General features: G+C 33.7%; 23 protein-coding genes and 5 pseudogenes. 14 read left to right on the plus strand and 14 right to left on the minus strand.

Going from position 1 to position 23,260, the window contains the following annotated elements; translation table 11 throughout:
• Nucleotides 1-163: 163 nt before the first annotated feature.
• The 4 genes and pseudogenes from AAHN00_RS00920 to AAHN00_RS00935 all read right to left on the minus strand — a co-directional run.
• A pseudogene (locus AAHN00_RS00920) lies at nucleotides 164-580 on the minus strand (IS982 family transposase); the annotation flags it as partial.
• A gap of 186 nt (nucleotides 581-766) precedes the next feature.
• Nucleotides 767-1,159, minus strand: coding sequence for a transposase (locus AAHN00_RS00925; RefSeq protein WP_342271663.1), 393 nt, complete (start codon nucleotides 1,157-1,159; stop codon nucleotides 767-769).
• Nucleotides 1,160-1,622: 463 nt separating this feature from the next.
• Complete coding sequence (locus AAHN00_RS00930) at nucleotides 1,623-1,784, minus strand: hypothetical protein (RefSeq protein ID WP_342271835.1); 162 nt, start codon at nucleotides 1,782-1,784, stop codon at nucleotides 1,623-1,625.
• A gap of 310 nt (nucleotides 1,785-2,094) precedes the next feature.
• Nucleotides 2,095-6,903, minus strand: a complete 4,809-nt coding sequence (locus AAHN00_RS00935) for an autotransporter outer membrane beta-barrel domain-containing protein (protein ID WP_342271836.1) — start codon at nucleotides 6,901-6,903, stop codon at nucleotides 2,095-2,097.
• Between the two features lie 722 nt (nucleotides 6,904-7,625).
• Here AAHN00_RS00935 and AAHN00_RS00940 point away from each other — a divergent pair.
• From AAHN00_RS00940 to tnpB, 6 genes are all read left to right on the plus strand, one after another.
• Nucleotides 7,626-7,823 (plus strand): hypothetical protein, encoded by a 198-nt coding sequence (locus tag AAHN00_RS00940; RefSeq protein WP_342271837.1) that lies wholly within the window; start codon nucleotides 7,626-7,628, stop codon nucleotides 7,821-7,823.
• Between the two features lie 295 nt (nucleotides 7,824-8,118).
• Nucleotides 8,119-8,256, plus strand: a complete 138-nt coding sequence (locus AAHN00_RS14915; protein ID WP_410521464.1) for a transposase — start codon at nucleotides 8,119-8,121, stop codon at nucleotides 8,254-8,256.
• 305 nt (nucleotides 8,257-8,561) lie between these two features.
• Complete coding sequence (locus tag AAHN00_RS00945; protein WP_342270962.1) at nucleotides 8,562-9,011, plus strand: helix-turn-helix domain-containing protein; 450 nt, start codon at nucleotides 8,562-8,564, stop codon at nucleotides 9,009-9,011.
• Nucleotides 9,005-9,247 carry a transposase gene (locus AAHN00_RS00950; RefSeq protein WP_342271051.1) on the plus strand — a complete coding sequence of 81 codons (243 nt, stop codon included), beginning with the start codon at nucleotides 9,005-9,007 and terminating at the stop codon, nucleotides 9,245-9,247. The genes AAHN00_RS00945 and AAHN00_RS00950 overlap by 7 nt, the downstream gene beginning before the upstream one ends.
• Before the next feature lie 87 nt (nucleotides 9,248-9,334).
• Nucleotides 9,335-9,748, plus strand: coding sequence for a hypothetical protein (locus tag AAHN00_RS00955; RefSeq protein WP_342271838.1), 414 nt, complete (start codon nucleotides 9,335-9,337; stop codon nucleotides 9,746-9,748).
• The gene (tnpB, locus tag AAHN00_RS00960; protein ID WP_341752109.1) at nucleotides 9,736-10,089 is read left to right on the plus strand and encodes an IS66 family insertion sequence element accessory protein TnpB; all 354 of its coding nucleotides are present in this window, start codon (nucleotides 9,736-9,738) and stop codon (nucleotides 10,087-10,089) included. Before AAHN00_RS00955 ends, tnpB begins: the two co-directional genes overlap by 13 nt.
• On the opposite strand, the gene AAHN00_RS00965 is transcribed toward tnpB, so the two are convergent.
• Together AAHN00_RS00965 and AAHN00_RS00970 are read right to left on the minus strand one after the other, a co-directional pair.
• Complete coding sequence (locus AAHN00_RS00965; protein ID WP_342270935.1) at nucleotides 10,086-11,282, minus strand: IS66 family transposase; 1,197 nt, start codon at nucleotides 11,280-11,282, stop codon at nucleotides 10,086-10,088. The genes tnpB and AAHN00_RS00965 overlap by 4 nt on opposite strands.
• A 215-nt stretch (nucleotides 11,283-11,497) precedes the next feature.
• On the minus strand, nucleotides 11,498-11,731 hold the full coding sequence (locus AAHN00_RS00970) for a hypothetical protein (RefSeq protein WP_250310741.1): 234 nt from the start codon (nucleotides 11,729-11,731) through the stop codon (nucleotides 11,498-11,500).
• A gap of 216 nt (nucleotides 11,732-11,947) precedes the next feature.
• Between AAHN00_RS00970 and AAHN00_RS00975 the strand changes: the two genes are divergently transcribed.
• The gene (locus tag AAHN00_RS00975; protein WP_342271839.1) at nucleotides 11,948-12,442 is read left to right on the plus strand and encodes a hypothetical protein; all 495 of its coding nucleotides are present in this window, start codon (nucleotides 11,948-11,950) and stop codon (nucleotides 12,440-12,442) included.
• Between the two features lie 352 nt (nucleotides 12,443-12,794).
• On the opposite strand, the pseudogene AAHN00_RS00980 reads toward AAHN00_RS00975, so the two are convergent.
• Nucleotides 12,795-13,205: pseudogene (locus AAHN00_RS00980) on the minus strand (integrase core domain-containing protein); the annotation flags it as partial.
• 190 nt (nucleotides 13,206-13,395) lie between these two features.
• On the opposite strand from AAHN00_RS00980, the gene AAHN00_RS00985 reads away from it, so the two are divergent.
• Nucleotides 13,396-13,596 carry a hypothetical protein gene (locus AAHN00_RS00985; protein ID WP_342271840.1) on the plus strand — a complete coding sequence of 67 codons (201 nt, stop codon included), beginning with the start codon at nucleotides 13,396-13,398 and terminating at the stop codon, nucleotides 13,594-13,596.
• A gap of 68 nt (nucleotides 13,597-13,664) precedes the next feature.
• On the opposite strand, the pseudogene AAHN00_RS00990 reads toward AAHN00_RS00985, so the two are convergent.
• Together AAHN00_RS00990 and AAHN00_RS00995 are read right to left on the minus strand one after the other, a co-directional pair.
• Nucleotides 13,665-13,781: pseudogene (locus AAHN00_RS00990) on the minus strand (IS481 family transposase); the annotation flags it as partial.
• Between the two features lie 28 nt (nucleotides 13,782-13,809).
• Entirely contained in the window at nucleotides 13,810-14,391 is a 582-nt protein-coding gene (locus AAHN00_RS00995) for a transposase (protein WP_342271841.1), read from the minus strand.
• Between AAHN00_RS00995 and AAHN00_RS01000 the strand changes: the two genes are divergently transcribed.
• On the plus strand, nucleotides 14,377-15,561 hold the full coding sequence (locus AAHN00_RS01000) for an IS3 family transposase (protein ID WP_342270912.1): 1,185 nt from the start codon (nucleotides 14,377-14,379) through the stop codon (nucleotides 15,559-15,561). The genes AAHN00_RS00995 and AAHN00_RS01000 overlap by 15 nt on opposite strands.
• 62 nt (nucleotides 15,562-15,623) lie before the next feature.
• Here AAHN00_RS01000 and AAHN00_RS01005 read toward each other — a convergent pair whose 3' ends face one another.
• Together AAHN00_RS01005 and AAHN00_RS01010 are read right to left on the minus strand one after the other, a co-directional pair.
• Nucleotides 15,624-16,217, minus strand: a complete 594-nt coding sequence (locus AAHN00_RS01005; protein ID WP_342271842.1) for a transposase — start codon at nucleotides 16,215-16,217, stop codon at nucleotides 15,624-15,626.
• 78 nt (nucleotides 16,218-16,295) lie between these two features.
• A pseudogene (locus tag AAHN00_RS01010) lies at nucleotides 16,296-16,877 on the minus strand (helix-turn-helix domain-containing protein); the annotation flags it as partial.
• 194 nt (nucleotides 16,878-17,071) lie between these two features.
• On the opposite strand from AAHN00_RS01010, the gene AAHN00_RS01015 reads away from it, so the two are divergent.
• Nucleotides 17,072-17,245: a hypothetical protein gene (locus AAHN00_RS01015; protein WP_342271843.1), complete on the plus strand. Its 174-nt coding sequence runs from the start codon at nucleotides 17,072-17,074 to the stop codon at nucleotides 17,243-17,245.
• Here the strand turns inward: AAHN00_RS01015 and AAHN00_RS01020 are convergent.
• Together AAHN00_RS01020 and AAHN00_RS01025 are read right to left on the minus strand one after the other, a co-directional pair.
• On the minus strand, nucleotides 17,171-18,118 hold the full coding sequence (locus tag AAHN00_RS01020; RefSeq protein ID WP_342271844.1) for a DUF4158 domain-containing protein: 948 nt from the start codon (nucleotides 18,116-18,118) through the stop codon (nucleotides 17,171-17,173). The genes AAHN00_RS01015 and AAHN00_RS01020 overlap by 75 nt on opposite strands.
• A 27-nt stretch (nucleotides 18,119-18,145) precedes the next feature.
• Nucleotides 18,146-18,729: pseudogene (locus AAHN00_RS01025) on the minus strand (plasmid pRiA4b ORF-3 family protein).
• 535 nt (nucleotides 18,730-19,264) lie between these two features.
• Between AAHN00_RS01025 and AAHN00_RS01030 the strand changes: the two are divergent.
• From AAHN00_RS01030 to AAHN00_RS01045, 4 genes are all read left to right on the plus strand, one after another.
• Nucleotides 19,265-20,539, plus strand: coding sequence for an IS5 family transposase (locus tag AAHN00_RS01030; protein WP_342271846.1), 1,275 nt, complete (start codon nucleotides 19,265-19,267; stop codon nucleotides 20,537-20,539).
• Nucleotides 20,540-20,621: 82 nt separating this feature from the next.
• A complete protein-coding gene (locus AAHN00_RS01035; protein ID WP_342271056.1) occupies nucleotides 20,622-21,071 on the plus strand; it encodes a helix-turn-helix domain-containing protein in 450 nt (149 codons plus the stop codon).
• Nucleotides 21,065-21,250, plus strand: coding sequence for a hypothetical protein (locus AAHN00_RS01040; protein ID WP_342271847.1), 186 nt, complete (start codon nucleotides 21,065-21,067; stop codon nucleotides 21,248-21,250). Before AAHN00_RS01035 ends, AAHN00_RS01040 begins: the two co-directional genes overlap by 7 nt.
• Nucleotides 21,177-21,626 carry a transposase gene (locus tag AAHN00_RS01045; RefSeq protein ID WP_342271848.1) on the plus strand — a complete coding sequence of 150 codons (450 nt, stop codon included), beginning with the start codon at nucleotides 21,177-21,179 and terminating at the stop codon, nucleotides 21,624-21,626. Before AAHN00_RS01040 ends, AAHN00_RS01045 begins: the two co-directional genes overlap by 74 nt.
• 350 nt (nucleotides 21,627-21,976) lie before the next feature.
• Here the strand turns inward: AAHN00_RS01045 and AAHN00_RS01050 are convergent, their stop codons facing one another.
• Nucleotides 21,977-23,239 carry an IS256 family transposase gene (locus tag AAHN00_RS01050; protein ID WP_342270914.1) on the minus strand — a complete coding sequence of 421 codons (1,263 nt, stop codon included), beginning with the start codon at nucleotides 23,237-23,239 and terminating at the stop codon, nucleotides 21,977-21,979.
• Between the last annotated feature and the right edge of the window lie 21 nt (nucleotides 23,240-23,260).

The raw sequence follows: 23,260 nt of genomic DNA on the forward strand, positions 1-23,260 counted from the left end.
TTTTACAGTAATCTCTTACTGCTTTCTTTGCAACTTACACAAACTATAGGACAGACTCCTTATAAGAATTAGGATCAGAGAGATAGCACAGGCATTAGTAATATCTCTTTAGAGTAATAGCGACTTCCAGTCTAGATATCAACCCACCAGCTTCAGCTGGTTGTTATTGAGTTTTTAGATAATCAAAAACTGTTTCAATTAAGTTACGCTTTCGAAGTAAGATTTTTTCTTTCAAAGCCATTAATTTATTTTCCATATTCTTCTTAATTCCATGAATCATTTTTAAGCCTCTTTCATATAAATTTAAGAACAAATTTTGCTTAATATAACCTTTATCAGCTGCTATAATTCCAGTTAATCTTTTTGTTAACTCCGGTACTGGAACCCTATCATCTACATTGCCTTTGGTCACTTTTAATGCCATAAACTCCCCTTTATTATTGATTATTACATGTAATTTAAAACCATAAAAATACCCCATAGAGGATTTACTATGTTTGGCTAATCCTTTAAAAACTTTATTGCTATAACGCCTTTTATTGTGACAAGCTTTAATCGTTGTAGAGTCAATAAAGTTAACCACTCTGCACTGCAAGTGCAGAGCTTAATATTACGGCATGAATGCCTCATGTATGTACTAACTTAAAAGTTAGAAACTATTTGTGTATGGCTCATTTAGAAAGTGTCACAACACAAAAAGAATATATCTGTGAAGTGTAAGATTTTGTTAAAAAATATCTTATCTTATCTTTTCTTGATAAGATATTTAAAATTTATGTTGAAACGACGCACTGCAAGTGCGGGGTTTTTCTCCCAAAGTGGGACAATAAATACCTGTTTCCTCACCAAACAACAAATGAATCAACATATTTAGCGGTATGAATAATCGTGCCATTAATTCAACAAATCTATTATAACTCAAGGCTTTGGGAAAATCATCCTTATGCATGCACTCTATATAACTTTTATAGAAAAATTTAAAATTCTTAGCATAGGATGTATGAAACATAATTATTATTGTTAACATTTCACTTAGACTCATGCTACAACAGCGATTTCTTTGCTTATTTGATGGTAATAACTTTCTCTGTTCATACTCCAAATAAATTTTACAAAAATCATCTATAAAACTATATAATTCTGTGATATCTTTTCTCATGCCTGTAGTTTGTTTTTTTGTTTAAAAATCTCAATAACAACCAGCTGAAGCTGGTGGGTTGATATCTAGACTGGAAGTCGCTATTACTCTAAAGAGATATTACTAACGCCTGTGCATTATCTCTCTGATCCTAACTCTTAGGTTACCCTGCAGTATTTTATAGCGATATTTAGTGATTCAAACAACATTAAAGCGATGGTAAAATACAGTGTGGCTAGTCTTGTTAAAATATCATATGTTCAAGTTATAGTGAATTGAAATATTAGAACAAGGACTAAAGTCTTTCCCAGCTGAAGCTGGGGGTTTTAACCAAAAAGGTGACTATAAATACTGCAGGCACTCCTTTTTGACAATCCTTTTATCTATTACTATTTCATCTATATCTTATCCGGAACTGACGTATATCTTAGTTTTTTGCTTCTGCACTAAAATTTCTACTTTGTTTCTTTGTCATTCGTTTATCCTAAGTATAATTTTTTATTGTCCCACTTTGGGAGAAAAACCCCGCACTTGCAGTGCGTCGTTTCAACATAAATTTTAAATATCTTATCAAGAAAAGATAAGATAAGATATTTTTTAACAAAATCTTACACTTCACAGATATATTCTTTTTGTGTTGTGACACTTTCTAAATGAGCCATACACAAATAGTTTCTAACTTTTAAGTTAGTACATACATGAGGCATTCATGCCGTAATATTAAGCTCTGCACTTGCAGTGCAGAGTGGTTAACTCTATCTTATTACGAAACAAAACTACATGCTTTTTTGTCTAAATTTTTTAGCCCATTATACAAGAAGAGAAAGCAAATTCTGACGACAAACTTATCAGGAAGAATCAATTCGTAAGCACTCTTATTAAACAAAAAGGGCTTTCTTTTTTAAAAGAAAACCCTTTTGTTTGAAGTAATAGATAAGTAAACTTAAAAGATTAGTTTAGAAGTTTACACGAACTTTTAAAGTACCTTGGTGACCAACATATTTACTAGCTAAATATGCATCGTAACCAGCTCCATACTCCATATTACCAGCTTTAGCAGTAACGCCTAAACCAAGGTTAAATAATGTTTTTGCCTCTTTGTCAGATCTAGTAGCAAACGAACTAGTCATACCATCTAATTTAGCACTAACTTTCCCTGAATCACCAAATAACTTTTGAGAAACAAAAGCATGGGCTTCAGGCATCACTGTAATACCGCTAGTATCTACAGAAACTGCAAATCTAGTACCAAGCACAGCTTCAACTTTATTGTTAGTCTTCTTAGCAACGACCTTATTTACGTTGTCTGTACCAGTTTCTTTATAACCTTCATCGCTAGATCCTGTATAACGAATTCCAGCCATCGGTATTAATGACATTGTGTCAGACATTTTAGCATTGTAACCAAATAATACTTGACCACCGTAAGACAGAGAATCATAACTAGCTTTAGCAATTTGCTGACCACTAGCATTACGAGAAGTAGGCACTTTTCTAGGATCGCTATTCTTAATTTTATTTGAACCAAGAGAAAACAAACCTTGTACAAAGAAATTTTTATCAAGTTGTTGTGATCCATAAATAGAGAGCATCACAGTATTAATATTTGTTTTCTCTCCAATTTTATAATCTTTGTATTTCATATCAGTTCTAACAATACTAACAGCAGCACCGATCATTAGATTTTCGTTTGCTAAAGCATCGAAACCAAGGATTCCACCAGCAGATTTCGTTTTATAGCCAACAACACTACCTTCACCCTTCTGAACAGCTTGATTATAGTATGGCATAGCCCATGCACCCATTGATTCACCAGCTACATCATCAGAACCACTACCTACAGGTTTTTGTTGTTCATCAACTTGAGCAAGTCTTGCTCCCACTAAACTAGCAATCCCAGCATTAGTATGTTCGACAGCATCAGTCACTAGTGAATTCTCAGCGTTTACAATTCCTTTTAGTGCTTTACCACGTTCTTTTGGGTCTAACGTACCAACATCAGTCATATAACGTGGTGCCTCACGACCAAACAAAGCAGCATTTTCCTGATCTATCTTATCACCACCAGCATCTTTCACATCAAGTGGAGCTATAGTTGCAGCATCATTTGAACGCAACAAGTAAACATCTTTATCATCTTTAGTAGAAACAGTCCACTTTACATATGCTTGATTTGTTGATTTTGCTACTGTTAGAGGACCAAATCGTGCATCATTACCTAGAATTAGATTTTTACCATTGCTAATCAACTTGTACTCTTGATCCGCCCCTAATTGAGCTTCATCCTTCACGACTATAAGATTAACTGGTACACTAGCAGCCACCTCTATAGGAGTATTAACTTCTATAGAACCAAGTTTTCCATCTGCAGTTAAGGTAGTTGAAATAGAAGTCTTAGGACCCCATGTAGAATTTACGTCATTTTTGTTATCTTGGAAGATTAACTTACCAGAGTTCAAATTAATATTGGCATTAACATGTGAAGTACCACTAATTATGTTGTTATCAGTAATTACGATCCTTTCAGTACCGAAGTTAACTACTTCTGCATACATAGCAGCATTCTTCAAGCTTACTTTTTTATTGCCATTAAATATTATAGCCTTAAAACGATCATTCTCTGTACCAAGCTTAGTACCAATAATAGTAGCATTATCTGTGAAGTTAATCTTATTATCTGCTCCCTTACTGGTTATAGCAGCTGTCAAAACAACCTTATCTTTAAACTCAGCTACAGAACCACCATCAACACTACCAACTTGTAGTCCACCAGCTACTTTTCCACCAGCTGTGTACTTCAATTTGTCATTAATAATAGCATTACTGACATAAGTATCACCAAAGTTTTCGGTATTTACTTCAAAAGTTGCAGCTTTTAAGTTGAGTCCGCTAGAACCTAAACCATAAACCTTATCAGAACCAGCCTTAAAGTTAACAGCACCTTGATTATCAGTTGTAGTTGTTGCACCAGCAAAGAAGTCTGTAGTAGTAACATTTAAGGTATTATCTCCAGCAAATTGTAGATTAACCAAATGATCCTTATCACCAATATGGTTAGGTTTACTAATAGTGTGATCAATAGCTGATAATATAACTGTAGGTCTAGCACCTTTAGAACTCGCACTATCAAAAGTACTATCAACATTTATCCCATCAAGTCTCATATTTGAAGCTAAAGTTAAGCTTGCAGCAGTTGCAAACTTAATATTGCTAAATTTTAGACCGTTATCACCTACTAATTCCACATTACCACCATGCAATTCTAAGGTAGATATACCGTTAATAGCACCAGCATTAGCAGCTGCTGTAGTAGTGAATTTTATATCAGTACCAACACCAGCATCATTAACAAATTTCAGTGTTCCACCACCAGGAACATTACCAACAACTGCTTTAGTAGTATAATTACCATCTACAACTAATGTAGATTCGCCATCTGCTAATTCTATATTTTCGCTGAAAAAGCCTTGACCCGATGTAATTGCCTTAACACCAGCATTTACTTTGAGACCTTTAAATTGCCTGGTTGATGTTCCTATGTCACCTTTTAGAGCAACATCCCCAGCAAAAACTAGATTACTTCCACCAGAAGCAGTTATACTATTAGCAGTAATATCATTACCTTTATGAAGAGTAAGAGTCTTATCGTTTGCTGTAAACTTGATTTCCTTTACTCCCCCATCCTTAGAGGTTGTTGTATTATATAAGTCAACATTCTCACTAACTTCAAATGTAGCTTCCTCTGCATTTGTCAAAGCTCCAAAGGCATATTTAGCAGCATCAACATCCATCTTAACTGTTGAAACTCCACCACCAAAATCAATTCCAGCAATATTAACCCATTTATTGGCAGCTGCAACTATGTCAAAGTTAAGTTTTTGTCCGTTCAGTAATAATTTCTTTAAAGCCTTAGGATCATTACCAGCAGGATCCGTACCAATAGTGCCAGTAATATTTAAAGTATTATCCTTTTTCATTTCAGTTGCATCAATAGTACCGCCACTATTAGCACTCATTGTAGATGTAATGGTTACATCACCTGCTTTATTAGTTAATTTCAATGTTCCACTCTCAGCATTATCAAAGATACTAGCAGCATTAATCGTATCACCAGCAACTTTTACTGTGCTATCCTTAGGGATGATAATATTACGAACTGCTCCAGCACCAGCAGCACCAATATTACCAGTAATTTCAGCATCACCCTCAAACGTTAAATCTGAAGCAGCAGCAGCAGCAGGAGCAGTGTTATTAATATTACCGGTCAATTTATAATCCTTAGCAAATTTAAAATGTGTACCAGCCACAGTTCCTCGTAGTTCAGTGACAGTATGCTGTCCTGACAATTCCAAAAGACCAGGTTGTATATTTTCAATTGCAACTAATTTGTTTATTACATCAGCTTTTAATACACCATCACCTTTAAAAGTTATCGTTCCAACTGCACCAGCTGCACCACCATTTAAGTTAGCATGAAAGTTTCCTTCAAGTTTTTTACCAGCTGCCACAGTAATTGTACTATTAGCTACATTATAAAAATCTGTTGTACCAAGATTACTATTCTGGGATAGAACTACAGCTGTAACTGCTTTTATGTTTGTTTTACCCTGATCTCCTACATCAACTTCACCTTGTAAATTGATAGTCCCACCGCGTAATTCAATATCTTTAGCATATACTTTTCCTGTAATTGTTGCAGCATTAGCAGCAATAGCAGTAACTATGAATTCTTTAGCTCTATTCTCCTTATTTATACCAACTACGGCATTACCTGCAACTGCAGGACTAAGAACTGCTCCAGCGTTCCCAGTACTATTGAAGTGAATTATACCATCTCCATCTTTATTATTACCACCAAGAGATCCATTCATAACTCTAAAACTATGAGCATCAGCATTAGAAGTAAGCAACAATGTACCATCACCATTAGTACCAAAGTTGATTCTACTATTTGCTCCTTGTTGTTGTAAGTCCAACGTATTACCAATACCACCAACAGTTACAGTAGAGTTGAATTCAACAACACTACCATCAGAGATGTTAATTATTTTGTATTCGGCAACTTCTGATTTACGGAATATTGTCCTAAAGGCAACGCCAGCAGCATTGCCAGCATTGTCAATATTCAATGTTGCATTTTGAGCGTTAGCAGCTGTAAGTTTAGTAAAATCGAGATCTGCAGGAGCAATAGCAAAATTAGCACCAACACCAGTAATAATATTAAGGCTACCATTACCACCAGCAAAGTTAACTCCACTTACAAACTCAGCACCAAGAGCAGCAAGTGCAAGACTATTAGGAGCAGTCCTACCACCTAAAGTTAAACTTTGACCAGCTCCAACTGCAAAAGGAACCACATTATTAGGACCCCCAGCAACACCCTGGCTATTAATTATAGAATTGATAACTGTGTCTGTATTAACTGTAAACAAACCTTGAGCACCATTAGCCGCAGCTCTATTTAGATCAAGCGTACTAATAGTTTGACCACCAGCAACGTCAGCAGTAACAGTACAAGCATCAGCATGATCATCATATGCCAAACTAGAGCCTGAGATAAATCGTAGATCAGCAGGAGCAGCACTCTGATTTAGTCCAGCACCTGTACTAAGCACATGGTCAGCAACAGCTCTCATAGTCCTAGCCTCTACACCTCCAACAGCAGCACCAAATGCCGTATTACTTCCACCGACTATAACTGAAGCAATAGAAGCAGTCGCTAGCAAGTTTTTCAAAAAACTGCTTTTTTTACTTTTATTATTCATAATTTTTTCCTATTTAAGTTAATTCATTTTCTAAATACAGTTTCTTAGAGCAATTAGTTTCAAAAATTATTTCTGCTCGATGTCATTCCCGTGCAGGTAGAGAAATCTAAAAAAACAGCCTAGCAGACTATATTAAACTTTTCTAGACCCATACTTTCGCAAGGGTAACCATCGGATGCACAGGGATGACCCTACGCAATCATAATACCTTAAAACCTTTTTAGAAATATCTAAACACGCAGCTACTATATATGTAAAAATAATTAATTACAAGCTACTTGACTATTTTTTTGATAATTTTCTATCAACTGTGTTATATTTGAAACAGCTATAGAAATTTGTTATACATGACTGAATTCGATGTAACAAGTTACATCGAATTCAGGTTAAATTACCCTAGTTTTAGATATCCGCGTTATCGTCAACTATTACACCTGTTAAAGATGATGTCTCTTCATTATTGTCTAAACGATCGTCTGATTCTGCTAAGTCAGCTAATGCTAATGCGTTATGACCCAAACGGCTTACTCCACCACAAAACTTCTTGATAGTAGCTACAACAGCAACTACAGCGACTCCACCAGCAGCTATCAGACCTAAGCCATCTTTTATGTCACGTCAGTTCGGGATAAGATATAGATGAAATAGTAATAGATAAAAGGATTGTCAAAAAGGAGTGCCTGCAGTATTTATATTTTTAAACAAAAAAACAAACTACAGGCATGAGAAAAGATATCACAGAATTATATAGTTTTATAGATGATTTTTGTAAAATTTATTTGGAGTATGAACAGAGAAAGTTATTACCATCAAATAAGCAAAGAAATCGCTGTTGTAGCATGAGTCTAAGTGAAATGTTAACAATAATAATTATGTTTCATACATCCTATGCTAAGAATTTTAAATTTTTCTCTCAATAACAACCAGCTGAAGCTGGTGGGTTGATATCTAGACTGGAAGTCGCTATTACTCTAAAGAGATATTACTAATGCCTGTGCTATCTCTCTGATCCTAATTCTTATAAGTTACCCTGCAATACTTTTGTAGCGATATTTAGTGATCCAAACAACATGAAAGCGATGGTAAAATACAGTGTGGCTAGTCTTGTTATAATCTGTCATATATGATATTTTAATATACATGAAGAGCTTGCTCTTATGTATATTAAAATATCATATATTCAAGTTATAGTGAATTGAAATATTAGAACAAGGACTGAAGTCTTTCCCAGCTGAAGCTGGGGGTTTTAACCAAAAAGGTGACTATAAAGTTTTTAAAGGATTAGCCAAACATAGTAAATCCTCTATGGGGTATTTTTATGGTTTTAAATTACATGTAATAATCAATAGTTAACCACTCTGCACTGCAAGTGCAGAGCTTAATATTACGGCATGAATGCCTAATGTATGTACTAACTTAAAAGTTAGAAACTATTTGTATATGGCTCATTTAGAAAGTGTCACAACACAAAAAGAATATATCTGTGAAGTGTAAGATTTTGTTAAAAAATATCTGTATGATTCATTCTTATCTTTTCTTGATAATACCAATTGCAATAATTAACGCAGTGTTATAAAATGGTTTTTTAACTGATAAAAGGTAATCAAATAGCTAGGTTAATATTACCGCAAGGTTTTGAAGGTCATGATTTTATAAAAATGATGAAACATGAGCCGCATGGTCGAAATCGTATACGTTTATTGGCGATGTATCACCTTCAATTAGGCAAATCTTTTAAAGCCATATCTGCAATAGTGAAGTCACACTGGAAAACTGTGCAATCATGGCTCAGAAGATTTAGGAATCATGGTTTTGAAGGATTATTTGAATCACAAAGAAGCGGTGCCCCTAGGAAGATTAACACTATACAAGAGTCTGCTCTTTTTGATAAAATCAATACGCTCAGTGAAAGTAAAACTGGTGGGTATATAACTGGAAAGGAGTTACATATCATGTTACTTGAGGAATATGGTGCTAAATGTGCTTTAAAAACAGTCTACAATACTATGCACCGCCTTGGTTTTAGCTGGATTACTTCTCGTTCAATGCATCCAAAGTCAAATCAAGAGACTCAAAATACATATAAAAAAACTTTCCAGATATGTTAACAGAATTATTACCAAAAAATATCGATAGATGTAAAGTTGATATATGGTCTCAGGATGAAACTCGAGTTGGGCAACAAGGTAGCTTAACTCGTATATGGGCTAAGCGTGGCACTAGACCCCGTAAAGTTCGGCAACAGCAATTCATTTCAACATATATTTATGGAGCTGCTTGCCATGATACAGGAGAAGCTTTTGCATTAATTTTACCATATGCAAACACACAGGCAATGAGTTAACCACTCTGCACTGCAAGTGCAGAGCTTAATATTACGGCATGAATGCCTCATGTATGTACTAACTTAAAAGTTAGAAACTATTTGTGTATGGCTCATTTAGAAAGTGTCACAACACAAAAAAATATATCTGTGAAGTGTAAGATTTTGTTAAAAAATATCCTATCTTTTCTTGATAAGATATTTAAAATTTATGTTGAAACGACGCACTGCAAGTGCGGGGTTTTTCTCCCAAAGTGGGACAATAAAGCAACAATCAGTTCAATTAAAAAAGCCCATGAGCCTACCCTCAAAACTTCTCCTGTCTCAACTTCAAATCAAGCTCTACAACAAAATATTAATTTTCTCCCATTTCAACTATTAAATTCTATAGATACCGATCCTGTAGCTGCCCCCAAACAAAATCACTATACTTGTCACATTATTAAACCAAATGGTACCAAACTTATTATCCAAACACTAGAACCAAAAACCATAATTCAGACATTTTTATGCTGCAACTAACCCCGGCGTCAGTTATTTTTGTTGCCACTATTGCCATCGATTTTCGCAAGGGTATCGATGGCTTAATCGCTGTTTGTAGACAAAAACTTTCTTCTGACCCTCTTAATGGTTCCTTGTTTTTATTCTATAATAAAAACAGAACTGCCATTAAAATTTTGTCCTTTGACGGTCAAGGCTTTTGGCTATGCTCTAAACGCCTATCCAAAGGTAAATTTACCGCAAAACTTTTCCCATCTGATAATTCATCTTATCAAATTTGTTATAGAACCTTACACATTCTTATTCATAATGGTGATCCTAGTTCTGCCAAATTCTCTAATGATTGGCTTCCTGTCGTTTAAGCTGCTGTCTCGATTAATTCCGTATTATTCATATATCTTGCATAGGCAAAAGGCGTATAATTCGCAGGACGCTTCTTTGCTTTGCTACTCTGCTCTTGTAGCCAATTTAAATATTTAAAGGCATTGATCTCGTTCTCACTACAAGTCTTTACTATACTATACAGACCACTATGTATCTCAGCACTATTGATTGTTTTAAAGAATAATGAATTCTTCCTTTGTAAAATAATGGTACGCAGTGATCTCTCAGCCCAATTATTATCAAGATTGCTAACTGGGATTTTTAAAAATTGGGTCAAACCTTCTTTATTATTTATCCAATATTTCATAGCTTGTCCAAGCCTACTATTAGGCTCAACTTTCTTGTCATTAAATAATTCGTCTATTTTGTTATATATGTTTTCTATATATTTACTGCTATGTTCCTGATGATACCCAAGTTTTTCTTCAGGACTCATCTCTTTACATTGATGTTCATTGTGGTAAATCCCTCGTGTTTGTTTGAGAAAATATCCGCATTCTTCAGGGTAATATAGTTCATTCTCTGTAAATTTTCTCTGACCATGTGACAAACAATTGATCATCACTATTATTGCCAGTAATTCTTGATCTGCTTCTGATAATACCGGGTTATTATTGTTACTTGCGTCAGTCATTAATTGGATAGAATCTGTTCTATTCTTACGATTCTTTAGTACGTTACCTATATTTTCTCCACCATGCCTATTACCGGTAAAATATAAAACTATCACCTCATTATTTGCAGTCTTAGCACATATTGTAGTAGTATAACAGCTGCGTCCTTTCTTATTTTGAGTACGTAATTTCTTATTGGCTATAGTAATTTCTAAAATCCTAGCTCTAGTATCATCAAGGTTCAGTGAACTACATTCGGCAGCCATTTCCAATAATACCCCGTAAATTTCAGCTCCACCACCTTCTTGCCAAACATCTAAATATTGTTGCCAGAGCGAGCTATATGCCACAGGAACACCACTTAAACTTTGCAGCCTAGATAAACGGTAGAAAGGAGTACCATAGGTCTTTTGTAACACTATTGCACTTCTGCTACTATTTGTCCATTTGTTGATATTTTTATTGTTCATAACTATATAATCACAAGCATTACAACGTAGCGTTTTCTTTACATATCTGTTGACTGTAATTGGAGCATTACCTGTAAATTGTAGCAATTTTCTAGCTTCACTATTATATAGTTTGCCATTACAACAGTGAGGACAGCTATCACCACTACAAAAATTCTCAGGAGTTAAATAGCTGGTATTCGCATCCTTATAATCATCAAACCCATATTTACCTTGCCAATTACTACGATCTATCTTTTTGGGCTTATCGCACTCTTCTTCATTACCACCATTCCCGTTATCAGATTCACTTGGCGGTTCTTTTAATGAATCTGAACTATCTTTTTTTTGTTATCTGCCTTAAAACCAATCAGCATTTCCTTAAGCTTATTTATACTGATATTTGATGATGCTAGCTTGTCTATTAGCTCATTACAAAATTTCACAAGTTCTACTATCGTTTGCTGTTCATCTCCCGTTAATGAACTTTCCTTGACATGTTGTATTAGTTCTTCTCGTTCTTCAGCACTTAAGGTCGCTACTTTTGGTTTTTTCATTTGATTAATTATCATTATTATTAATATTTCAAATGTTATAATATAATTGGTACTTTTTCAACTAGTTTTTATTACAAAACTTACGCTATGTTATCTCAAGTATGACTAAAAACCTTGGCTGAAAGCCATTTTTTCATAGTAAAGAATTTTAATAATATCTCAGTACAAAGCCACTTATCATAAAACATAGCGTAAGTTTTGATTAATCGGTGATATTTGCATAGTAGAAACCCAAATTTATACAATAAATTCATACTAGCAAAAAAATTAGATAGTGTTACGCAGTTTTGCTGCAAGTATACGGTAGTAGTCAGTGGTCGTAGAAATTTTGTACTGTCAGCAAAATCGTTTCATAATAATCCTTATGATGGTCATACATTGCAGCAGAGTTTTGAAGCGGTAGAAAATGTAACTGGAATAAAGATAAAAAAATCGTTTGTTGATCTTGGTTATACTGGCAGCAATGTTAAAGAGAAGAGTAAGGTATATACCCCAAAAACTCGGAAAAAGTTATTGAAAGAAGACAAGTGTATGATCAGGAGACGCAGTGCTATAGAACCAATAATAGGGCATTTGAAACAATATGGCAGGATGGGCAGAAACTTCTTGAAGGGTGTGATAGGAGATGTGATCAATCCAATAATCTCTGCTATAGGTTTGAATTTACGATGTATTGCCAATCATTTACACATCATGCCTAACTCTACATAAAAAAATTATCATTAAAAAACTTGCTAAACGATTAAAAAAAATCGTTAACAATAAGCTCATGTAAAAATTTTACTAAAACAGAAATTTTTCAATAAAATTGAAAACAATTTTTAATTTTAGTGCAAATATTAGAATTTTTTTTGTAAAAATTTTATTCAATCATAGATTATGGGGGGCTTTAAATATTTTTGGCGGACGGACTTGATAGTTTAGGCTCTGACGAATCAGGAGAATTTTAATTAACAATGGCAGCCCTTTGGGCTGCTCATAACCATCAAGCCCCTCGCTTTGCGAGGGCGTTCTGACTAAATAATTTGTAGAAGTCAAGATTTGATCTTACAGACCCCATAAATTAACTTATTAGATTGTCAGATAAATTTTGACTGTCAGATAAGTGTTCAAGATACAAGATATCATTATTTTTTTCAAACGCTAATTTTTTACTATCTTTAAAGGTTTGCATTGGAGTTTTACCATAGCAATACTTGCCGGAATGAGGGCGTTCGTTATTATAATAATGTAACCAGGTATCAAGATCTTTTTGCAATTCAAAAAGTGAATTGTAAATCTTTTTACGCATTGCAGTATCATAAAACTCATTTTTCATGGTTTTATGAAACCTCTCACATATCCCGTTAGTTTGAGGGGAATATGCTTTTGTAACGGTGTGTTCTATTCCTTCAATACTTAAAAACAATTCAAAGGCATGATGTTCTATATTTCCTTTATATTCAGTACCACGATCAGTTAATATACGTAGTATAACCCGAGTTGCCAATTAATTTATAAGAGCAGAGCTAGGTTTTATAAACGTTTGAGGTTAATTTGTAACATTAAAACACTCAGTTAACCACTCTGCACTGCAAGTGCAGAGCTTAATATTACGGCATGAATGCCTAATGTATGTACTAACTTAAAAGTTAGAAACTATTTGTATATGGCTCATTTAGAAAGTGTCACAACACAAAAAGAATATATCTGTGAAGTGTAAGATTTTGTTAAAAAATATCTGTATGATTCATTCTTATCTTTTCTTGATAAGATATTTAAAATTTATGTTGAAACGACGCACTGCAAGTGCGGGGTTTTTCTCCCAAAGTGGGACAATAAAAACTATATTTTTTAGAAATATGTTTGTATTGAAAATGTTTTAGTATCGAATCTCACATGGAATCAGCTTTAAATATAGCTTTTGCCAGTATAATTAATTGGCAACTCGGGTTAGTATAGGAATACCTTGTTCTTCGTACCAAGGTAGAACTCTATCATTTAACATATCAGCAGAGGTTATAGCTGTTTTGTCTGTGTATAATTTGGCATCCGTCACCCTGGAATAGCTATGAGTCAATCATTTAATTTGTGTAAGTTCATTTTTTATTTTCCAATAAATCATATTTAAAATCTCCACAAAGTATTTCAAATTGATTTAAAGCTAAAGACCAATCTTTAATAGGCATGGTCCATTTTTTGGCTGCATTTTGTAGGGATAAAAATATTATTTTTTGAATTGACTTATCATCTGGAAACACCCCCTTATTTTTGATAATTTTTCTAATTTGACGATTTACAGATTCTATAGTGTTAGTAGTATAAATTACCTTTCTGATCTCTTCAGGAAAGGCAAAAAACGGTATTATCCCAGACCAATTACGTTGCCAAATATCAGAAATTACCGGATATTTTTTATCCCATTTTACACCAAATTGCTGAAGTTTTAAACGTGCCATTTCGTCATTATTAGCTGTATAAATTTGTTTTAGATCTGATGTGACCTCTTTTAAATCTTTATATGACACATACTTTACTGAATTGCGAACCATATGTACAATACATAATTGTACTATAGTATAATGGACTGAAAAAATTAGACAAAGAAGCAGGTATTTTTGTTTCTCAATAAGTATAGAATAATAAATAAAATTAAAGAGAAACAAATGGGTAAAAAACAAATTAAAAATTTTAGTGCAGAAGCAAAAACTAAAATAGTATTAGAGATGTTAAAAGAAGAATCAACAATAGGTCAGTTATCGGTCAAATATGAAGTAACGGCTAAAACTATGCAAAACTGGAAACGACAATTTTTAGATAATGCGTCATTGGCATTTGAGCCAGCAAAAGCTGTTAGTGAGTACAAAGGGCAGATTAGTGAACTTAAGAATCAAAACGATGAACTTGCAAAAGCATTAGGTAAGGCTACAGTCGAGAGGGACTGGGCGGTGGGAAAGCTAAACAGCTTGGACTTATCAAATAAGAAAAGTCTTGTCGACCCCAAGCTGAGTACGTTAGCAAAGACAAGGCAATGTGAACTATTAAAGATAAGCAGATCTGGAGTATATTATAAAGCTAAAGTAATGAGCTTATATAATCTTGATATTTTAAATAGAATAGATGAAATATATACGGATAACCCTGAGTATGGTTATCGTTATATATACAAACAATTATTGGAAGACGGCTTTAATGTGGGCAGAGATAGGGTGCTTAAATATATGGGAATAATGGGTATAGAAGCTATTCATCCTCATAAAAAGCAATCTACTTCTGTGAAGGATGGTCAACATAAAATTTATAGCTATTTGCTTGAGCCGTACTGGCACAAATCAGGAACGAATAGAACTATTCATGTACCTTATGTTAATCAAGTGTGGAGTGGTGACATTACTTATATTAGAACTAACGGAGGATTTATGTATCTTGTGGCGATTATAGATTGGCATAGTAAGGCAATACTAAGTTATAAAGTATCTAATTCTATGGATGCATCACTTGTAACCGATGTATTAAAAGATGCACTGAATAAATACCCTGCACCACAAATATTCAATAGTGATCAGGGTAGTCAATATACTGGACATGAGCATACGGGAATTCTAAAAGAGAATAATATACAAATCTCAATGAACGGTAAGGGTAGAAGCATTGATAATATTGTGATTGAAAGATTTTTTAGAACTTTAAAATATAATTGTATATTTATAAATGATTTTAAAAATATCGCAGAACTTAAAGATGGTATTGATAAATACATGGATAAATATAACAATCAAAGATTCCATTCAAGTATTGGTTATAAAAAACCGATGAACGTGTATCTTGATTACTTACAAAATGCAGCTTAAAAATTATGTAAAATGGGAAACAAAATTAGTGAAAAATTTGTCTTGAAAAATCAGTCCAGTTTCTATACTGCTTTATTTATTACTATGTGATTGTCTCTAGATTTTACATAGATACAGTCCAAGTATAATATTGGATACACCCTATCTAAACAACGATTTTGCCACCTAGTTACTTCTTCTATCACCCCATCTGTTATGGTGGATATCAAGTCACCAGATACATCAGTTTGATATATTTCTTCTAAATGCCCTCGGATCTCGCTGACTGTCATACCGCGACCATAAAGGGATATCACTTTCTCATCAAATCCATTAAATCTCCTCAGCCCTTTTGGTATTAATTGAGGATTATACTCTCCTTCCCGATCTCTTGGTACTTCTACTGTCAGCTTACGACCATCCCCATCAATTACTGTCTTCTCATAGCTACCATTACGACGATTATTATCTACTTTTGGCATCTTGCTATGTTTTGAATATCCTAATTCATGATCCAACTCACTTGCTAATATTTTCTCAACTATTTGCTTCTTTAGCTGTTGAAATAAACCATCTCGACCAAATAACTCCGATGGATCTGCTTTTGATAATAATTCTTCTACTAGCTGATTACTGATGTCTAATGTATCTTTATCTGTATCTAATTTTTTAGCCATAATTCCTCCTTGCTTGCTTAAGTTACTTTTTTTACAGTAATCTCTTACTGCTTTCTTTGCAACTTACACAAACTATAGGACAGACTCATAGCTATCGATAAAAGTTTGACCATAAACCTTACCTATTCCTTTAAAGTTGCCAACATAGTAAACATCTTGACAACCAAGATAGCCTGGATGTTCTGTCTCTATTTCCCCATGTGCCTCTTTAAGATTCTTACGATTCTCCAAGACACGTAATTGAGCTTCCTTAAGTATAATGCCATCCTGAGCCATTTTAGTTTCTAAAGCTACTAGCCGTTTCTTAAGATTATTGAGATCGTTCCTAAGCCAGATAGATCTAATGCCGCCGGGAGATACTAAAATCCCATCTTTTTTTAATTCGTTCGATACACGAAGTTGACCATAAGCGGGGTACTCTATTGCCATGTCTAATACCGCTTTCTCTACAATAGGATCAACTCTATTAGCCAATATGGGTTTCTTACGGCTTATTTCATACAAGGCTTCATCGCCACCATTCTCATATAATTCCTTGAATCTATAATAACTATCTCTGCTATACCCCATTGTCTTACATGCACTAGATACATTTCCTAAGCTTTTTGCTAGTTCAAGTAATCCTATTTTTGGTCTTATTATTTTCTGATTTAAATTCATTTTAATCTCCATTTAATAATTTGTTTATTTTACTAAATGTAAGATTAAATCTCAACTATTTCAAATAATTATAACATTCTATTCCTTATGATATTGCACCTAGTTAACCACTCTGCACTGCAAGTGCAGAGCTTAATATTACGGCATGAATGCCTCATGTATGTACTAACTTAAAAGTTAGAAACTATTTGTGTATGGCTCATTTAGAAAGTGTCACAACACAAAAAAATATATCTGTGAAGTGTAAGATTTTGTTAAAAAATATCTTATCTTATCTTTTCTTGATAAGATATTTAAAATTTATGTTGAAACGACGCACTGCAAGTGCGGGGTTTTTCTCCCAAAGTGGGACAATAAACGGTTATTAATTCACAACGAACATGACAAAATATTGCCATAGTGGAATAACAAATTTGTGGCTGGTGTTTTCTAATCTCACTTGGCAATTCAGCACAAATCCTAGTGTAATATTTTTTCTTAAGTTTTCTTGGAACTGAGTTTAATTTCTCAGGTAAACTCAATCTTCTTAACCATTTAAGCTTATCTATTTCGTTACTGACATTTTTTAATTTAGCTCCGGCTATATCTTTCTTTAGACAGCTTAATGTTATTATTGCTAACCTACTTTCCTCACTATCCTCCTTGTTTTGCTCCTCATTATCACTGATTTCATCACTCTTAGGTAATAACTCATTTATTAACTTTATTGTGGCAATAGATAACTGCTTAGAAATGTCCAAGAAAAACTTTCGCTCAAATCTAGAACATGCCGTAGCAATATAACGATCTAACTGCCTTGGTTTAAATGGTTCTAATCTCTGATTGCCACAAAATTGATAGGCTTGCTCTAATATTTGCGGTAATGTTGGAACTTGTGGTAAGCTGTGTTCTATTAGCCAATCAATTAACTTTTTACTATCCTCTATATTAGCTTTTCGATAGTCTAATAATAACCGAATTTCTTGACGAAATCGTTTTGAACTTCTGTTATGCCAATCATAATTATCAAGATTCATATCACAGCAATCTAGTTGCATAGCCAGGCTATTAATCATCGTTTGCTGGATAACATCGCTAGGAGTTGGATATCGTCCTTCTACTTGAAAAAACTTGAGCATTACAGCAAATGCTAATCTATTTTCTTTAGTATTCTTACTACTAGCTAAAATAATTTCCTCACTATCTAACGTAAAAAAAACATCGCTACCAAGAATATTATTTTCGGATAAATTATTTTGCATTTATATATTTTCAATCCATACGTAAATTTATTTATGATCACCAAATTCAACTAATATGGGATCAAACTCTTCTGAATTAAAATCATCCCTTAGCCATTTCATACGTTCTTCGTATTCTTCATGATTGGGGTTGGAAATAATTCCCAGAAGATGCTCATAACCCCCAACCCCACCACAATCCTCCGGTGGGCAAGCCCGTTCACCAGCTATACATTGAGGATAATCAGTACCTACAACTGACGGTAAAATCTTTTCCAACATAACTTCATGTTGCCATCCATCACCAAAATCATATTCATAAATGGCTTTATCTTTAGGGGTCAGAAAATACTTAGCTATTTTTGCTTTATCCTCAGAAATCAGATCACAAAAACCTTCATCATCTGGCATACTAATAATATCTTTTTGCCCAGTCTTAGGATTGATCATTTCAAATTGATGCATATGAAATTTTCCCATCCCATAACATCTTGAATGGCTAAATGCAAATCTTTAAAACTGTATTTTTCCAGTACTTGGATGCGACGCCAAATTTTGGGTTTACTATATTTTAAGGTAATTTTAAACTGATAAATATTTGAGATTTTTGCTATCATATTTAGTTGTTCCATAAATTTTTAGAAAGTTCTTAGAATGGTCAATGTCGGTACTTAATGATCAAAATAGACTATAGCAAGTCTGTCCAGCAAAACTCTATAAGTCTTATAGATAATAGGGTTTAATGGCAGAAAATAATAAAGAAATCCATAAGAAAATGTTAAAATATGCTACTCAATAACAACCAGCTGAAGCTGGTGGGTTGATATCTAGACTAGAAGTCGCTATTACTCTAAAGAGATATTACTAATGCCTGTGCTATCTCTCTGATCCTAATTCTTATAAGTTACCCTGCAATACTTTGTAGCGATATTTAGTGATCCAAACAACATGAAAGCGATGGTAAAATACAGTGTGGCTAGTCTTGTTATAATCTGTCATATATGATATTTTAATATACATAAGAGCAAGCTCTTCATGTATATTAAAATATCATATATTCAAGTTATAGTGAATTGAAATATTAGAACAAGGACTGAAGTCTTTCCCAGCTGAAGCTGGGGGTTTTAACCAAAAAGGTGACTATAAACCTTATGGATTTCAGTCAATATGCCAATAGAAAATATTATCAAATCACAAAAACAAGGAAAACTTTTTGGTTATAAATTAAAAGAAGAATTAAACTCAAATAATAAGCTATATAAATTAAGAGAATTAATAAATTGGTCTGGTCTAGAAGAATGGTTATCAAAAAATGTTTCTATTAAGAGATTTGGTAGAAATAGAAAATGTCATAGAGTGATGCTTGGTGTAACGATGCTACAAGCAATGTATAATTTTTCAGATTCATTAGCAGAGGAAGAACTAAAAGAAAACATGTATTGGCAATATTTCTGTGGGTGGGAATATATAGAAACAGATATAGCGATGTCGGAAACTAGCATAAGAAGATTTCGTAATTTATTAGGTGAATCTGGATATAACGAGATATTAGCAGAGTTGATAAGAGTTGGAATAAGAACTAACACAATTAAAAAAAAAGATTTGGAATTGATAATTGCTGATACAACGGTACAAATTAAGAATATCAAGCACCCACATGATGTTTATTTAATGGATAAAGCTAGGCTTAGTATTGTGAAGCTTTGCCAAAGTTTGGGTATAAGTTTAAACGAAACCTACGCTAGAACCTATAAGCGAGATATAATAAAGCTCTGGAAGTATAAAGAGCATAGCAAAGCCAAGAAGCGTTGGAAAATAATGAAGCATTTAAAAACGTTACTTGGTCGTTTGGTTAGAATATGTGAGCGTGAGATAAAAAATCAGAAATTAAACTTATCTATCAGAGATCAAGAAGTATTGAAAAAAGTAAAACAAATACATAGCCAATCTGTTTTAAAAAGAGAAGAGAAAAAGCAATACAAAGAACAGAATAAAATATTGTATAGTTTTCATGCCCCTGAGGTAGAGTGTATAGGGAAGGGAAAACGAAACAAGCCATATGAGTTTGGCAATAAAGTTGCGGTAGTAGTCAGTGGTCGTAGAAATTTTGTACTGTCAGCAAAATCGTTTCATAATAATCCTTATGATGGTCATACATTGCAGCAGAGTTTTGAAGCGGTAGAAAATGTAACTGGAATAAAGATAAAAAAATCGTTTGTTGATCTTGGTTATACTGGCAGCAATGTTAAAGAGAAGAGTAAGGTATATACCCCAAAAACTCGGAAAAAGTTATTGAAAGAAGACAAGTGTATGATCAGGAGACGCAGTGCTATAGAACCAATAATAGAGCATTTGAAACAATATGGCAGGATGGGCAGAAACTTCTTGAAGGGTGTGATAGGAGATGTGATACCAATTGCAATAATTAACGCAGTGTTATAAAATGGTTTTTTAACTGATAAAAGGTAATCAAATAGCTAGGTTAATATTACCGCAAGGTTTTGAAGGTCATGATTTTATAAAAATGATGAAACATGAGCCGCATGGTCGAAATCGTATACGTTTATTGGCGATGTATCACCTTCAATTAGGCAAATCTTTTAAAGCCATATCTGAAATAGTGAAGTCACACTGGAAAACTGTGCAATCATGGCTCAGAAGATTTAGGAATCATGGTTTTGAAGGATTATTTGAATCACAAAGAAGCGGTGCCCCTAGGAAGATTAACACTATACAAGAGTCTGCTCTTTTTGATAAAATCAATACGCTCAGTGAAAGTAAAACTGGTGGGTATATAACTGGAAAGGAGTTACATATCATGTTACTTGAGGAATATGGTGCTAAATGTGCTTTAAAAACAGTCTACAATACTATGCACCGCCTTGGTTTTAGCTGGATTACTTCTCGTTCAATGCATCCAAAGTCAAATCAAGAGACTCAAAATACATATAAAAAAACTTTCCAGATATGTTAACAGAATTATTACCAAAAAATATCGATAGATGTAAAGTTGATATATGGTCTCAAGATGAAACTCGAGTTGGGCAACAAGGTAGCTTAACTCGTATATGGGCTAAGCGTGGCACTAGACCCCGTAAAGTTCGGCAACAGCAATTCAATTTCAACATATATTTATGGAGCTGCTTGCCATGATACAGGAGAAGCTTTTGCATTAATTTTACCATATGCAAACACACAGGCAATGAATAAATTCTTAGAAGACCTTTCTCGCAGTATTCAAGGCAACCGACATATAGCTTTACTAACGGATAATGCAGGTTGGCACACAGCCAAAAAACTAACTGTGCCAAGCAATATCACTTTGATACCGCTTCCGCCCTATGCACCGGAACTTAATGCAATGGAACAAGTTTGGGAATGGATCAAGAATCATTACTTGTCTAACCAATGTTATGGTGTATATGAAGATATCGTCACTATGGCTTGTTACGCTTGGAATCAACTTGCTCATAATGTAGATTTAGTAAAATCAATTATGTATAGAGACTGGATAAATACACCGTGTTAATTATTGCAATTGGTATGATCAATCCAATAATCTCTGCTATAGGTTTGAATTTACGATGTATTGCCAATCATTTACACATCATACCTAACTCTACATAAAAAAATTATCATTAAAAAACTTGCTAAACGATTAAAAAAAATCGTTAACAATAAGCTCATGTAAAAATTTTACTAAAACAGAACAGGAGTTTCGCAGTTAGCAAAATTGCGAATCAGCTAAAAGGCATCTAATGTTGTTCTGAATTGATGTTTTTATAACTTCCCAAGTTTGTTGATATAAAGTAATTTTTTCATTTATCCTCCTTTTGTTCATATCGAGCCAAGCGAGTCAATCATTTAATTTGTGTAAGTTCATTTTTTATTTTCCAATAAATCATATTTAAAATCTCCACAAAGTATTTCAAATTGATTTAAAGCTAAAGACCAATCTTTAATAGGCATGGTCCATTTTTTGGCTGCATTTTGTAGGGATAAAAATATTATTTTTTGAATTGACTTATCATCTGGAAACACCCCCTTATTTTTGATAATTTTTCTAATTTGACGATTTACAGATTCTATAGTGTTAGTAGTATAAATTACCTTTCTGATCTCTTCAGGAAAGGCAAAAAACGGTATTATCCCAGACCAATTACGTTGCCAAATATCAGAAATTACCGGATATTTTTTATCCCATTTTACACCAAATTGCTGAAGTTTTAAACGTGCCATTTCGTCATTATTAGCTGTATAAATTTGTTTTAGATCTGATGTGACCTCTTTTAAATCTTTATATGACACATACTTTACTGAATTGCGAACCATATGTACAATACATAATTGTACTATAGTACTCGGGAATACACTGCTTATAGCTTCTGGAAAGCCCTTTAAACCATCCACACAAGCAACATAAATTTGTTCAATTCCTCGATTCTTTAACTCAGTAACTACTTGCATCCAAAATTTAGCACCTTCATTTTTGCCTATCCAAATGCCAAGTAACTCCTTTTTCCCTTCTATATTTACAGCAAGTGCTAAATATACTGCTTTATTTATTACTATGTGATTGTCTCTAGATTTTACATAGATACAGTCCAAGTATAATATTGGATACACCCTATCTAAACAACGATTTTGCCACCTAGTTACTTCTTCTATCACCCCATCTGTTATGGTGGATATCAAGTCACCAGATACATCAGTTTGATATATTTCTTCTAAATGCCCTCGGATCTCGCTGACTGTCATACCGCGACCATAAAGGGATATCACTTTCTCATCAAATCCATTAAATCTCCTCAGCCCTTTTGGTATTAATTGAGGATTATACTCTCCTTCCCGATCTCTTGGTACTTCTACTGTCAGCTTACGACCATCCCCATCAATTACTGTCTTCTCATAGCTACCATTACGACGATTATTATCTACTTTTGGCATCTTGCTATGTTTTGAATATCCTAATTCATGATCCAACTCACTTGCTAATATTTTCTCAACTATTTGCTTCTTTAGCTGTTGAAATAAACCATCTCGACCAAATAACTCCGATGGATCTGCTTTTGATAATAATTCTTCTACTAGCTGATTACTGATGTCTAATGTATCTTTATCTGTATCTAATTTTTTAGCCATAATTCCTCCTTGCTTGCTTAA

It is taken from the genome of Candidatus Tisiphia endosymbiont of Parasteatoda lunata, assembly GCF_964030955.1.
In the GTDB taxonomy this organism is placed as follows: domain Bacteria; phylum Pseudomonadota; class Alphaproteobacteria; order Rickettsiales; family Rickettsiaceae; genus Tisiphia.